At 59.2% G+C, this 14,530-nt stretch carries 12 protein-coding genes; 10 read left to right on the top strand and 2 right to left on the bottom strand.

Annotated features, from left to right (window positions below):
* Positions 1 to 236: 236 nt before the first annotated feature.
* Together Q8O80_RS03925 and Q8O80_RS03920 are read right to left on the bottom strand one after the other, a co-directional pair.
* Complete coding sequence (locus Q8O80_RS03925; RefSeq protein ID WP_305577153.1) at positions 237 to 1,661, bottom strand: hypothetical protein; 1,425 nt, start codon at positions 1,659 to 1,661, stop codon at positions 237 to 239.
* A gap of 183 nt (positions 1,662 to 1,844) precedes the next feature.
* Complete coding sequence (locus Q8O80_RS03920) at positions 1,845 to 2,150, bottom strand: hypothetical protein (protein WP_305577151.1); 306 nt, start codon at positions 2,148 to 2,150, stop codon at positions 1,845 to 1,847.
* Between the two features lie 134 nt (positions 2,151 to 2,284).
* Between Q8O80_RS03920 and Q8O80_RS03915 the strand changes: the two genes are divergently transcribed.
* From Q8O80_RS03915 to Q8O80_RS03870, 10 genes are all read left to right on the top strand, one after another.
* Positions 2,285 to 3,844 (top strand): recombinase family protein, encoded by a 1,560-nt coding sequence (locus Q8O80_RS03915; RefSeq protein WP_305577149.1) that lies wholly within the window; start codon positions 2,285 to 2,287, stop codon positions 3,842 to 3,844.
* Positions 3,844 to 4,740 carry a plasmid partitioning protein RepB C-terminal domain-containing protein gene (locus tag Q8O80_RS03910; protein ID WP_305577147.1) on the top strand — a complete coding sequence of 299 codons (897 nt, stop codon included), beginning with the start codon at positions 3,844 to 3,846 and terminating at the stop codon, positions 4,738 to 4,740. Before Q8O80_RS03915 ends, Q8O80_RS03910 begins: the two co-directional genes overlap by 1 nt.
* Positions 4,737 to 5,651: a plasmid partitioning protein RepB C-terminal domain-containing protein gene (locus tag Q8O80_RS03905; RefSeq protein WP_305577145.1), complete on the top strand. Its 915-nt coding sequence runs from the start codon at positions 4,737 to 4,739 to the stop codon at positions 5,649 to 5,651. The genes Q8O80_RS03910 and Q8O80_RS03905 overlap by 4 nt, the downstream gene beginning before the upstream one ends.
* Before the next feature lie 81 nt (positions 5,652 to 5,732).
* Positions 5,733 to 6,578, top strand: coding sequence for a DUF3883 domain-containing protein (locus tag Q8O80_RS03900; RefSeq protein ID WP_305577143.1), 846 nt, complete (start codon positions 5,733 to 5,735; stop codon positions 6,576 to 6,578).
* 465 nt (positions 6,579 to 7,043) lie between these two features.
* Positions 7,044 to 9,782: a UvrD-helicase domain-containing protein gene (locus Q8O80_RS03895; RefSeq protein ID WP_305577141.1), complete on the top strand. Its 2,739-nt coding sequence runs from the start codon at positions 7,044 to 7,046 to the stop codon at positions 9,780 to 9,782.
* A gap of 446 nt (positions 9,783 to 10,228) precedes the next feature.
* Positions 10,229 to 11,047, top strand: coding sequence for a TM0106 family RecB-like putative nuclease (locus Q8O80_RS03890; protein ID WP_305577139.1), 819 nt, complete (start codon positions 10,229 to 10,231; stop codon positions 11,045 to 11,047).
* Positions 11,048 to 11,293: 246 nt separating this feature from the next.
* Positions 11,294 to 12,196, top strand: coding sequence for a restriction endonuclease (locus tag Q8O80_RS03885; protein WP_305577137.1), 903 nt, complete (start codon positions 11,294 to 11,296; stop codon positions 12,194 to 12,196).
* Complete coding sequence (locus tag Q8O80_RS03880) at positions 12,189 to 12,905, top strand: hypothetical protein (protein WP_305577135.1); 717 nt, start codon at positions 12,189 to 12,191, stop codon at positions 12,903 to 12,905. Before Q8O80_RS03885 ends, Q8O80_RS03880 begins: the two co-directional genes overlap by 8 nt.
* Positions 12,906 to 13,132: 227 nt before the next feature.
* Positions 13,133 to 14,095 carry a DNA cytosine methyltransferase gene (locus tag Q8O80_RS03875; RefSeq protein WP_305577133.1) on the top strand — a complete coding sequence of 321 codons (963 nt, stop codon included), beginning with the start codon at positions 13,133 to 13,135 and terminating at the stop codon, positions 14,093 to 14,095.
* A gap of 5 nt (positions 14,096 to 14,100) precedes the next feature.
* Positions 14,101 to 14,469, top strand: a complete 369-nt coding sequence (locus tag Q8O80_RS03870) for a very short patch repair endonuclease (protein ID WP_305577131.1) — start codon at positions 14,101 to 14,103, stop codon at positions 14,467 to 14,469.
* Positions 14,470 to 14,530 lie beyond the last annotated feature (61 nt).

The following is a 14,530-nucleotide window of genomic DNA, read 5'->3' as shown; positions in this document are numbered from 1 at the left end:
GGTGGTCCGGGAGATGGGGTCGGAGATGTCGATCAGGACACTGGTCTGCGCCACAGGACCGGTCATCGGGCAGAGATTCTCAGCCAGCTCGACATGCTGGTCCCGCGCTTGCTTAAAAATCCAGGCAAACCCGCCCGCGATCACGGCGAGCACGATGACGACCAAGACGAGCCAAGCCCAGGGGAAGGCGTCTCTTTGGCCCCTTCGGCTTCTGGAGTTTCGATTGGAACGGCGGCTCATTTGTTCTCCGGAACAATGATGTCGAGTTCAACATAGCGCCTGAGTGCACTGGCGAATTCATCGCTAAGCCGTCCGAAGAGTTTGTCGATTTCGCCCTGCGCCTCCACAATTCTTGCACGCAGATCGGCGTCCTTCCACTCGCCTTCGCTCGCTACTGACACACTGATGCGCTCGAGCTGGAACTTTTCCTCGAAGCGCTTCGGCACCTCAGTCTCGCGTGCGCTGCTATTTGCATCGCGATAGACCCGGAGGAGGGCGTTCCCTGCCTTTTCAAGCTGAGCCTGGTGTTCATCAAAAATGGAGATCAGGCGAAGGCGATGGGCGACTATGGCGTCATGCTCGCCGCGTTGCTTGCCTAGGCCTGCCCGAGCGGCGGTGAGGGTCTCCTCATACTCCTTCCTAACTTCGCCCAGGGCTTCGATGGCCTCCCTGCGTTCATCGGCATAGGCGGCTCTGGCTACCCTCAGCGCCTTGTCGCGATGAGAAAACCCCGGATAGGGGTCACGCAAGGTTAGGCTGTCGATCATGGCGATCAGGGAGAACAGGAAGCCCAGGGTGAAGAGGATCCAGGACTGGAAGTCGTCGAGGATCAGCGTCCGTCCGAACAAGCGCTCCATCACCAAAGCGCCGGCACCTTCCTGCAGGGTGATGGCGACTTCGCGATAATGCGCCAAGCCCAGATTGATGATCACCGCGACGGAAAGGTAGGCGAAAAAGGAGAGCAGGCCAGCGAACTTCCGGAAGATATTGCGGTGGTTTAGATTGGGGATGAGATACAGGCCGAAAAACACCGCCACACCCACATTGACACCGGAGAAGATGATCGACTCCAAAATGCCGCCGACCAGCCCGAAACTGTTGCCCTCTGCCAGCAGAGTGCCGTTGGTAACGAACTCCCCTAGCATCAGGAATATAATCAGCGTGACCTTGAAGAAGGTCCCGGCTTTCGATGAGACTTTGGCGGGTCGATCGAGTTTGTTCTTCGCGGTGAAAGCGGCATAGGCCTTCTCCTGCGCCGTTAGGTCCCGGCGCGCTTCGTGTAAATCGTCAAGACCGATCTGCAGCTCTTGGCTCAGATCAGACAACCCGCCCATCGAGGCCGCGCGGATGTCAGAAAACTGAGTATCGAAATCCAGTTCCACCAGCCGTTGCCGGAAACCGGCTAAATGGTTTTCGAGGCTGTCATGCGCTCGTTTCTGGGCAGCACTGACATGCTCGAAAATGTCGTTCTCGACCTGGTCGGTGGTCTGGCTTTCGCTCGAAGGCTGATTTTCCCGACCGCGGGACAACCCTTTGGCGGCCAATTCCATCTCCGAAGCAATCAGATGGGTGTCGAGATTTGGGAAGGTTTCGGTGGTCGGCCTATAGGTGTGTAGCGGGCGCGTGACCATGTTGCGCAAACGAGAAATGGACTTCAGCATCTGCCTGCCCCCGGACATATACTATCTCGTAGCTATGATAGTTGTGTCAGGCAACCGCTGGCCGCTTTTATTAGTGAATCTCGGCGACCTGCAATAATTCTCCCTGGCGCTGTTCACCTCCGCTGGAGGCACCGGCAGGCTTCATGGCCGCCAATCAGTAGGCTTACCCGCCGGCCGCTGGCGCTAGACAATATGCCGGTCAAGCCGGTCCACGGTTTCAACCAGATGTGCCCGAAGTCTGACGAGGCTTAACGTCGTAATCAACGGCCGACGACCACTCATCACCAAGAATAAATCAAATACCTCGTCCGAGTGCTTCGCCAGTTCGACCAAGTGATGACCGGTGGGGCCGCAGCTCCCCGATAGCCAGTTCTTGGCGGTACGTTCGCTAGTGCCCGTCCAATTCATCACGGTCTTGATGCTACGGCGGCTCTCGCCCAGCTCGTTGCGGAGCGCCACCGCCACCATTCGATTGAAATCCTGCTCCATCGCCGGCCCTCAAAAGGTGCAAAACATTGCCCACAATAGGCAATAACATCCGGATCGATCGACGCTAAAGTGCGTCGGGAGACTTGGAGGTTTCGTCAGACCAACACGTGCTTGGCGAAGCGGGAGAAATCGCTATGGCCGATGAAGACCGGAGTACGCCGCCCGACGATCCACCTCACCGCGCCGCAGAGTACGTTAGGATGTCGACTGAGCACCAGCAATATTCGACCGAGAACCAGGCCAGGATCATCAAGGAATATGCCCAGCATAGGGGCTTCGAGATCATCCGTACGTATGCCGACGAGGGACGCAGCGGCCTCCGCATGGAAGGCCGCGATGCCCTGAAGCGCCTGATTGCCGATGTCGAGAGCGGGCGGGCTGAGTTCGAGGCGATCTTGGTCTACGACGTCAGCCGGTGGGGCCGGTTCCAGGACGCCGATGAGAGCGCCTACTACGAATACATCTGCAGGCGCGCCGGCATCGCCGTGCATTACTGCGGCGAGATGTTCGAGAACGACGGGTCGCCCGTCTCGACCATCGTCAAGGGCGTCAAGCGTGCCATGGCCGGCGAGTACAGTCGCGAGCTGTCAGCAAAAGTCTGGATCGGGCAGGGCCACTTGATCGAGCTGGGGTACCGCCAGGGCGGCCCGCCGGGATTCGGCTTCCGCAGAGTGCTGATCGATCAAGCAGGGACCCACAAGGCCGTTCTGGGCCGCGGAGAGCACAAGAGCATTCAGACCGACCGCGTGGTTCTCGACCTCGGCCCGTCCGAGGAGGTCGAAACCGTCCGGCGGATCTATCGCGTCTTCGTGCACGACAACCGGACGGAAAAGGAGATCGCCCAGGCGCTCAACGCCGAAGGCATGCTCACAGATTTGGGCCGACCATGGACGCGGGGCACGGTGCACCAGATCCTGATCAACGAGAAATACCTGGGCAACAATGTCTGGAACCGAGTCTCCTTCAAGCTCAAGAAAAAGAGAGTCCGAAACGATCCAGATATGTGGATTCGGTCGGACGGAGTGTTCCCTGCCATCGTCGATCGACACCTCTTCGACGCGGCCCAGACCATCATCAAGGCGCGGTCCATCAGGCTCACCGACCAGGAACTGCTCGACGCATTGCGCGGGTTGTGCGACCGAGCCGGCGTGCTATCCGGCATGACCATCGACGAAGCCGACGAAATGCCCTCGAGCAGCGCGTATCGGTCAAGATTCGGCAGCCTGCTGCGCGCCTACCAGTTGATCGGGTACCGACCACGTCGCGATTACCGGTATATCGAGATCAACCGGGCCCTGCGGGCCAAGCACCCCGTCATCGTGTCCGATGTGACCTCCGCGCTCCGGCAATGGGGATCTGTCGTCTCTACGGATATCTCGACCGACCTGCTGTCCGTCAACGGCGAGTTCACCGCCTCCATCGTCATCGCCAAATGCCAGCGAACACCGGCAGGTTCGCATCGCTGGCGGCTACGGTTCGACCACGGCCTGTTGCCCGACATCACCATCGTGGTGAGGATGGCCGCCAACAATGTCGGTGCCCTGGACTACTACCTCCTGCCCAGCATCGATCTGGTCCGTGGGAAGCTCAAGCTGGCCGAGGAGAACGGTTTGGGCATCGACGGATATCGCTTCGAGGACCTCACCGAATTCTACGCCTTCGTCAGTCCAGTCAATTTCAGGGAGGCAGCCTGATGGCCGTGCAGCATGCGCAGAAGATCGAAATGATCCCGATATCGGCGGTCAGCACCATCAACCCGCGGTCGCGAAACAAGCGCCAACACCAGGAGATCGTCGACAACATCGATGCGATTGGTCTGAAGCGGCCCATCACCGTGAGCCGCAAATCCGGGGTCGATGGCGACCGGTACGACCTCGTATGCGGCGAAGGTCGGTTGGAGGCGTTCAAGCTGCTCGGTGCCACCGAGATCCCGGCCGTCGTGATCGACGCCAGCGAGAACGATTGCCTCGTCATGAGCCTGGTTGAGAACATCGCCCGCCGCAAGCACCGGCCCATCGACCTCATTCAGGAAATCGGCAACCTGTCCAAACGCGGGTACACCGACAAGCAGATTGCAGACAAGACTGGGATCAGCCCGAGCTACGTCAACATGTTGACCAAGCTCCTCGAGGATGGGGAGGAAAGGCTGGTGGCGGCTGTCGAAAGCGGCCTGATACCGCTGAGCCTGGCGCTAGACATCGCCCGGTCCGAGACCGCTGAAGTCCAGAACATGCTGATGGACGCCTACCAGGGCGGCAAGATCAAAGGAAAGAAGCTGGCTGCCATCAGACGCCTGCTCGACCAGCGCGAAAGGCGCCGCCGCAGGATGCGGGACAGCGGCTTCGGTTCTGTTCGCGGATCCCGCCGCACCACGCCTGTGGACCTCATGAAGGTTTACCAACGTGAGGCGGAAAAGCAGCGCATCCTGGTGAAGAAATCTGATTTCACCCAGCGCAAGCTGTTGTTCATCGTCGAGGCGCTCAAGGACCTATTGTCAGAAGAGACCTTCATTGAGGTGCTGCAGGCCGAACAGCTCGAATCCATGCCCCGCGCCCTGGCCGCACGCATCGCCGGCGAGGCATCGCCATGACTGGTGAGGCCAAGACGATAAAGCTGGCGTTCGAAGCTGAAGGCATCCACCTGCAATTGTCACAGCTGGTCCCGCTGAAGACCACGCGGCCCGGCACCAAGGAGAGCAAGAAGTATGCTCAGATCCTGCGCTCGGTAAAAGCGATCGGCCTGGTGGAGGCGCCGGTGGTTTCGCGCGACCCGACAAATCCGGGCATTTTCTTCCTGCTCGATGGTCATGTTCGCATCGAGGCGCTCAAGGATCTCGGCATCGATCAGGTCGAATGCCTCATCGCCACCGACGACGAGACCTATACCTACAACAAGAGGATCAACCGCCTGGTGCCCGTGCAGGAGCATCGAATGGTGGTTCGCGCCATACAGCGCGGGGTACCTGAAGAGCAGATCGCCGAGGCCCTGGGCCTGGAGGTCACATCGGTTCGCCGCCGGGCCCGCATGCTTGATGGCATTTGTCCCGAGGCAGTTCAACTGCTGACCAATGCCCCATGCCCTTTCCGAGTGTTCGACATCTTGCGGCAGATGCGGTCCATTCGGCAAATCGAGGCAGCCGAATTGATGCTGGGCCAACAGAACTTCACTGCGGTCTTTGCCAGGGCTTTACTGGTCGCTACTGCCGAGAACCAGTTGGTGCCCGAGGCCAGGTCCAAGCCCCAGGAAGCATCATCGGCGAAGGAACAGATCACCCGCCTCGAGCGAGAACTGGTCAGCCTGCAGTCCCAGATCAAATCGGTCGAGGACGACTATGGCATCGACAATCTGCACTTGACCGTCGCCAAGGGCTACGTTGCCAAGCTTCTGGGCAATGCGCGGGTCGTGCGGTGGCTTGCCCAAAACCGGCACGAATATCTGACCGAGCTGCAGTCGGTAGCCGAGATTGAGTCCGTTGCCCCAACTGCCATAGCTGCGGAATAGTATCGCGGCCCCTCGCACATACGCTGGAAAAACTTCTATGCCGCAGTCACCAAGTCATGCATCCTGAAGGAGAGGGGTGCTATGGCCGATCAGACCAAACAGGGTGAGGATTGGGATGCGCTCGAGCTTGACGCCATCATCGCAGATTATTTTGCCATGCTCGGCGATGAGTTGGCGCAACGCCCTTATGTAAAGGCTCAGCACCGCGTCGCTTTGATGCAGTTGATCGGCAGGTCGGCGGCCTCGGTCGAGTTCAAGCATCGAAACATCTCAGCCGTTTTGCAGGAAATAGGCTCCCCTTGGATCTGGGGTTACAAGCCCGCGCCCAACTACCAAGATGCCTTGTTCGACGCTGTCGACCGATATCTTACCGGTCACCGTGCCGCCTTCGATCGGCAGCCGGCTCCGGGGCCGCCTGTGGTTCCAGACCTTGATGCCGTTTTTACCACCATGCCGGTGATTACACCACGTCCCCGCCGCGAGGGATTGGAGCGCCTTGTGCGCAAATTCGATCCCGTGGAGCGGGATTTTAGGAATCGCCAGCTTGGTCGCGCCGGCGAGGAATTCGTCATCGACCTAGAGCGACGGCGACTGTCAGCGGTCGATCGTGGAGATCTCGCCGGCAAAGTCCGCTGGGTAGCTCAGGAAGACGGCGATGGCGCCGGTTTCGACGTTGCGTCCTTCGATCCAGATGGGCGGGAGCGTCTCATCGAAGTGAAGACCACAAATGGAGCCGCTCATACGCCGTTCTTTCTCACTCGCAATGAGATGGCGGTTGCTCACGAGCGACGGGAGCATTGGCACCTCTATCGTGTTCATCTTTTCGCACAGCAACCCAGGATTTTTACCGCCAGGCCACCCCTCGACATCTCTTTGACACTCTCGCCGGAAACATGGAGGGCAGCGCCAGGAGTGAGCGCGTCATGAGCCGCGTTCCCGATCATCCCCCGAAGTCGATCAAGCCGATCCGCACCCTGCAGGAACATTGGGACGCCGGCTTTACGATCCAATCGTTCTGCTCAAGTGGGAAGGGGCACAACCATGCTGTTGGGCGCCATTATTGCCGAGCGCGGTCCCGACGTCGAGATTGACTACGCCTTTAAGCGTTCGCTGACCTGTCCTGAGTGCGGTGCGCCCGGTGGTGGAATTGAGGTGAGAAAGCCATCATCAACGAACTGAGCATCGTGTTCGGCAATCCAGCAGTGTTGGCGACTCCCGCCGAGGACAAAGCGGCGATCGCGGCTCAGGGGTTGGCAGGGTGTGGGACGGGGATTAGGGGCGTTTGCCGGACTGGCGGGTCGTTCTGTTGGTCAGCCATTCCGTAGTATTCGCCGCCTGCTGGGCTGCAGCTTATCAAAGCATAAATTCTATCTGTGCCACCAAGTAGGGCAGATGTTTGGCCTCGCCCGTACATATCGTCCTGGTTTGATTGCGCGCCTGTTCTCAGTGGGGAACTGGAAGGTCACGCTTGCACCAAAGTCGCGCGAGCACATCCGCGTGGAGGATGAAGGTCAGATCGAGCTTCCATGTCTCGACATTGTCGCGATCGCATCCACAAAGGGATTGCTGTGGCATACGCTGGAGATCAGATCTAGGGCCCGTGTGGATCGGCTACCTGGGCTCACAGGAGACACCGCTGCGAAAATTGCGGACGACCTGAAGCGGTTCATCAACGACCACCTTTGCGACCTGGTTGGCTCTGAGAACGACCGCCTTCGCGAGATCGACGACGCCCTACACTCAATTCTGGCAGCGAAGGTACAGTATCTTGCCCACGCCGATCTCAGTCGCGCCATTGCCAGTGTGCCGGGCAGGGCAGCCGTCGCCTTATCACATCCATTGCTCGATGGGGCACAGACCGCTCCAATCTTGAGAGCAGCGTTGCCGAACTCATTCGAGCTGCTCACAAAGCCGGCTGTCCGAGATGGGTACAATGAAGCCTTCCTAGCCTCGGAGCTCCGAACGTTCTCCCCATTCTTCGACGACTTGGATGGCCGATCACTGTCCGGCCAGCAGCGTGAGGCGTGCATCCGGCTTGAGGACAACAATCTTCTCGTGGCTTCTGCGGGTTCTGGAAAGTCGGCAACAATGGTGGGGAAGGTCGCCTACGTCCTGGAAAAGCAGCTCTATCGACCCGAAGACATTCTGGTCCTTGCCTATAATAAGAGCGCTGCCGACGAGCTCAGGGTCCGTATCGCCAAGCAATTGAAAGTCAGCCCTGACGAACTTGGTTGTCGAGTCACCACATTCCACGCTCTGGGGCGCGGCATCATTCAGGAAGTCGAGGGAAAACCTCCACAGATCGCCAACTGGGTTGAGCATCCCGCCGCAGAGGCCAAGGCGATCGAAGAGATCATCCAGAATCTCATGAAGGCCGATGCCGATTTCAATCGGCTCTGGATCGACCTTCTTGTCGTCCATCCGAAGGCCGATCTTCCACGGGAGACTTTCGACAGCGAAACCGACTACCTGCGGTACATCACCGAACTGCGAACGAAGGGCAAGGCCACGATCGGAACCCATGCCGGCGTAATCGTGAAGTCCTTGCAGGAACAATCAATAGCCAACTGGCTGTGGTTGAACTCGGTGGCCTTCGAATACGAAAGGCAGGTCGAGGTCACCGATCAGGAGGGGGCGTCCCGTCATGTCCACCCTGATTTTTATTATCCGCTGACGAATACCGTTCATGAGCATTTTGCCCTGAACGCCGATGGCACGTCGCCATTCGAAACCTATGTGGAGCATGCCGAAAGCAAGCGGCAAGCCTATCGCGATGGCCAAATCGACTTCTTCGAGACGACATCTGCGCAGGCCAGTGATGGGAAGTTGCACACAGTGCTTCAAGCCCAGATCGAGCAGCGCCAGATTCCGTTGACTATGCGGTCATACGAAGAGATCCTGGAGGTACTTCGTCCCATCGTCATCAAGCACTACCACCAGGTGATCAGCACCTGCATTAAACACATTCGGGCCAGCCACCTTACACTGGGCATGTTGCTGGAACGGGCAAAATGTCTTCACGACAAGGAGCGGGCGAGGATCTTTGCGCAGGTGGTCTGGAAGATTGCCGCAGCCTATTCTCAGAAGCTGGCTGATGCGGATCGGATTGATTTCGACTCTATGATCGGTGACGCCACCAAGCTGGTAGAGACCCGGCAATACGTCAGTCCATATACCCTAATCCTGGTCGATGAGTTCCAGGACATTTCGGAGCCCCGGGCTAACCTGATCACTGCTTTGAGGCAGCAGAGTCCGTTCTCCAAAGTGTTCGCGGTTGGAGATGACTGGCAGTCGATCTATCGCTTTGCCGGCTCGGATATTTCTCTGTTCACGGGCTTCCAGCAGCACTTCGGCGCTAGTTGGCTCGGCAGACTCGAGCAGACCTACCGGTGCAATCAGCTCATCGCCGAAACGGCCGCCCAGTTCGTCCAGCGCAATCCTGCCCAGTTGAAGAAGGCCGTCCGCTCAACCCGCGCAGCGATCTCTAAGTCGATCCGGGTAATCCCTGTCAAACCGATCCGCGGCCGAATCGACTTCGGCCCGGCGTGTCACAAGGTGCTCGAACGGTTGGATACCTTCCTAGGTAGCATCTCGCAACAATGGCGCACCGACGACAAGCCAAAGCTCAAGGTCATGGTACTGTGGCGTTACAATCACCTCGATCCGTTCGAGGGGAGAATGCCCAGGTTCGAGCATATCGTGGTCGAAGCTCGGTCGTTCCATAGAGCGAAGGGACTCGAGGCGGACTACACCGTTCTTCTCGACATCAGCGAGGGAGACTATGGCGTCCCCAGCCGCATCGAGGACGACGAGCTCTTGCACCTTGTGATTCCGGAGCCCGAAACCTTTGCCTATGCTGAGGAACGACGGCTGTTTTATGTCGCGCTCACCCGTGCCAGCCGTGGGGTATTCCTGCTGACCAATCAGGACCAGCAGTCCCGCTATATCGACGAACTTTGTGACATCGCCCGCCAGGACGTCAGATTGGAATCCGTTGATGGTCAAGCGCTCCGTCCTTGCCCGAAGTGCTCGGCAGGATACTTAATTGACCGTCGGTCGAACTCTGGTGGGCACTTTCTTGCGTGTAGTCGAAGCCCAGAATGCAGGCATACAAGCTCGAGTGCTAGGTAGTACATGGGATCGGGCGACTCATTGCGCCTAGGGGGCGCAAATGCAGGAAGAAGCACTCAAGTCATGGCTGCCCGCCGGCCACAGTGTTGGTGGTATCTCTCGGAGGCTTACGCAGGCGTCCTTACCGGGGTCGAATTGGCAATCGAGGGCGCGATGGCAGCCTACCGGTATCCATCATACCTTGACCTCAGTCCTCTCGCAACCGATGCAAGTGTAATCCAACCAGAATCGTTTCCACTTGGGGCGCAATTGTATGAGTGACGCGTTTTTTCAACGCCGGTGGCCGATCCCGTAACCGGCCACCAACCGAGACAGTTTTGGGTTGGAGGCGATCTGGCCGCCACTAGTACCCATATGCGGTACTTCATTTGTTGGTGTCTTCAGCGAAGTATTGCAGTCCGGAGCCAAACATTGTCGCGTGCAGGGTTGCTGGGCTACACTATCCTATGCATTTGCGCGACGACTCACTCCTGCTTAGCGCGTCCGACCTGATCGGGCACCTGAACTGCCGCCATTTGACCGGCCTCGACATAGAGGTCGCGCGCGGCACACTTCCCAAGCCCACCTTCTGGGACCCGCTCCTCCAGATCCTCTGGGAGCGCGGCACACGCCACGAACGGGGCTATATGGAGCACCTGAAGGCGCAAGGATTCGACGTCACCGTTATCGACGGCGTCGGGGTGGATGACGACGCGGTCGCCCAGACCCGCACGGCAATGATCGAAGGCCATCCTATGATCGTGCAGGGCGCGTTTCGGCTGAATGGCTGGGTTGGTCGTACCGACATTCTCCGGCGCATAGACACGCCGAGCAATCTGGGAGCCTGGTCCTATGAGGTGATTGACACCAAGCTAGCCCGTGAGACCAAGGGCGGCACCGTCCTGCAACTCTGCCTCTATGCGGAACTCGTGGCCTCGGTGCAGGGCCTCACGCCTGCATATTCTTACGTTGTCGCCCCCTGGTCCGACTACGAGCCGCAGATATTCCGCATGGACGACTATGCGGCCTATTACCGGCGGGTACGGGATGGGCTCGCCCGCGCGATCGACGAGCATGGAGACTCGGAGATTCATCCCGACCCGAAAGCGCATTGCGATATCTACCACTGGCAGGATCGTTGCGATCAGCGGCGGCGCGCCGACGATCATCTCTCCCTCGTGGCAGGCATCAGCAAGGTCCAGATCGATGAACTCAAGCGCCAGGGCATCGAGACCGCCGCCAACCTCGCGGTCATGCCGAGGCGACAAATGACAGCCAGGCGCTGATCAAGTGCGCGAGCTCGGCGTCGACGTCACTCTGCGGGAAGTGCTGAAGACCCCTGGCACCTTGATCGTGCCTGTGAGTGTAACCACCACCGAGCCCCGGGCCGCCAATACCAATTCCGGCTCGCCTAGTGGTGGCCGGGTCCTCGGTGACACACGGTTTCCATGCGAGGGCGGTGGCAGCTTGCGCGGTCTTCCAACTGCCTCCATACAAAGGGAAAAGTTCAATACTGGGGGGCTGAATTCCGCATGCCAATAGTAGCAGGCATCATTCTATTTTTCATTCTGATCTGGACGCCGCAATGGGTCTGGTGGACCGCCGGCGGCCTGGTCGTCGCGGGGATTGCAGCGTGGATTTTCCTAAAGTGGGCCGAGGGCGCCGAAGAGGAAAAACGTAAGAAGGCGGCTGAGGCGCTGGCAGAAGAGGAGCGCAATCGACCACTGCTTGTTGGCGAATCCCGGGCAGACCGTTTGTCGGCCGTGTACCACTCGCGACTGGGCAGCTGGATACCGAAAATCGCCGAGGAATACCTCAAGCATTGGAATGCGATCCCCGCGTTCGTGCCGATGCCCAGCCGCCTCCCTTCCATCCGTCAACAGATGGATAACGTGGTAGCCTTGAAGGTTCGCCAGCAGATCTTGCCCCACCTGCCAGACAGCCTTCAGACCGGCGCGCGTGAAGTCATTGACAGGCAAAATGCCGAATTCCGCTTGGTCTTCGAGGCCCCGATCCTGCAACAGGTCGAGCGACTTCGAGTTGCCTACCGCGATCCGTCAATGTCACCGATTCAGTTTGAGAAATGGTGCGAAAGCGCGCTCAGGTGGTCCGGCTGGTCGACTGCAGCTACGAAGGCATCGGGTGACCAAGGCGCCGACGTAGTCGCCACGAAGGACGGTGTGAAAGTTGTCCTACAGTGCAAGCTTTACTCGCGCCCCGTGGGCAATGCCGCCGTACAGGAAATCTTTGCAGCCAAGGCCCACTACGGGGCTGCCGGCGCTGCTGTGGTGAGCAACCAGGTATACACGCCGGCTGCCCAGCAGCTTGCTCGCTCATGCGGTGTGAAGCTCTTGCACGCCGATGACCTGATGAACTTCAACAGCAACTCCTGGTCCTGGGATGAGCGGGTGGGTTCCGGTCCTGGTCATGCCTAACCTCAGTGTTGAGGAAGCGGTAGGCACGGACGACATCGCAATTGTCCGCGCGTCCGACCCGCGGGTCATTGCCAAGGCGGAAAAAGAACCCAACCTCGCCAAGTTCGTGCGCCGATTCACCGATGCATTCAGCGAGAAACTGACCCCATCAGTCCTGATCCTTCGCGATGGCGCACCCAGTGGTTTCAGGGATGTATCGGCAATCGCAGGGTTCCGTGATGCGATCGCCTTCTCCACCATCGTTGCCGGCCGGGCGCTCCACGTCACCAAAGGTGGCGGATTTGGATATCCGACATGGGTGGAGACCTTCGACTTCTACACCTGGATGCTCGGCCGCGATGGAGAACACCTGATAGCGCAGACACCGGCGATGATGGGCACCCACACAGTCGAGAAGTTTCACGGACAGACCACGCCGGGCTTGCCTCAGGTCAACCTGTTGTCGCACTACATCGACGGCCCGATCTTCGATGAGGTTATGAGGCGATGGACGCTCCGTTTCCGCGGTGGCGAGGGGTCATGGGAGGACCGCGCCCTCTTCAGGTCACTGAATATGGCGCACGCCGCGATGATGATGCCTGGGGGTGTCGAGTACGGATTTTATGACGTCGGTCGCCTCCTGACACTCTGGATTTTCGCGTTCGAGAGACGAGCTCGCCGACATTCGAGCACAAACTGTCCGACGAACTGGATGGGCTGCGGTTCATAATCTTTGCGGAGGATGGCGCCTGGGGATTCAAGCTCGCAGGCCCACCGGCAGCCGTGAATTACGGGATCGCGCTTATAGGCACCGAGCGCCCCATCTACCCGTCCGCGAATTAAACAGTGCAAACATCCATCGGTCGCTTGCGATAGAGAATCACGATACCCTAGAACACAGACAGAACCTGCGACCGTCTCCCAGGAGAGCGAGAGCGCGGGAGCGGGAGACTATAGATGCTGACTTCGATCGAGCTATGCGCTGGCGCCGGCGGCCAGGCGCTTGGACTGGAACAAGCGGGCTTCGGACATGAGGCCCTGATCGAGATTGACGGCCACTGTTGCACAACTCTCCGATCGAACCGCCCGGATTGGAACGTAATCCACGACGACATGCGCGTGTTCAAGGACATCGCCCATAACTACAAGGGCATCGACGTCGTCGCCGGCGGCCTGCCGTGCCCGCCGTTTTCGAAGGCCGGCAAGCAGCTCGGCACCGAGGACGAGCGCTTCCTCTTCGACGACGCGGTCGACATCATCGATGTTATCCGCCCGAGGGCCGTGATGATCGAGAACGTACGGGGGTTCCTCGACGCCGTCTTCTTCGACTATCGCGAGAAGCTCAAGGGGCAGCTCCGCGCGCTCGGATACGAAACTGAGTGGCGCCTGCTCAATGCATCGCACTTTGGTGTGCCGCAGTTGCGTCCGCGCGTGGTCATCGTGGCCATTGAGAGGAAGTCATGGAAGCACTTCGAGTGGCCGCAGGAAAATCCGCATAATCCTCCGACTGTAGGCGAGACCCTCTATGACCTGATGGCCGCCAACGGTTGGAAGGGCGCGGATGCTTGGCGTGACCAGGCAGACGAGATCGCCCCCACGCTGGTGGGCGGCTCGAAGAAGCATGGTGGTCCTGACCTGGGGCCCACGCGTGCCCGCGCTGCCTGGGCGGCCCTAGGTGTCGAAGGCAGGACCATCGCCGTTGATGCACCGGGTCAAGACTTTGAGGGCATGCCGCGCCTGACCGTGCCCATGGTCGCCCGCATCCAGGGGTTCCCCGACGACTGGAAGTTCGCCGGTGCCAAGACCAATGCATACAAGCAGGTTGGCAACGCGTTCCCGCCACCGGTGGCTAAGGCTGTCGGTATGAAGATCCGCGAGGCCATACAGGCCGGCAACCGCCTGAGGCGCGTCGCCGCCTAACGACTGTGGTCGACAAACTCACTCCGGCGCGCCGCAGCGCGAACATGTCGCGCATCCGGAGCAAGGACACCAAACCCGAGATGGTGGTGCGGAAGCTCGCGCATGCCATGGGCTACCGGTACCGGATCCACCGCAAGGACCTGCCAGGCAAGCCCGACCTGGTGTTTGGACCACGCAGGAAAGTGGTGTTCGTCCACGGCTGTTTTTGGCACCAGCACGATCTCGAGCATTGCCTTGACGGTCGCCGACCTAAGTCCAACACTAGCTATTGGTCACCCAAGTTGCAGCGCAACGTTGATCGCGATGTAGATCATGTCACCGCTTTAAAGGCCGCAGGGTGGCAGGTGTTGATTGTCTGGGAATGCGAAACGTAAGACTTGGATTTGGTGGCACGACGTCTATCCACGATTTTGGGGTGACTGGCGCGAAGTAGGA

Origin of the sequence: Devosia sp. (genome assembly GCF_030689745.1) — a bacterium.
In the GTDB taxonomy this organism is placed as follows: Bacteria; Pseudomonadota; Alphaproteobacteria; order Rhizobiales; family Devosiaceae; genus Devosia; species Devosia alba.
This window is presented reverse-complemented; position numbering and strand designations above follow the sequence as displayed.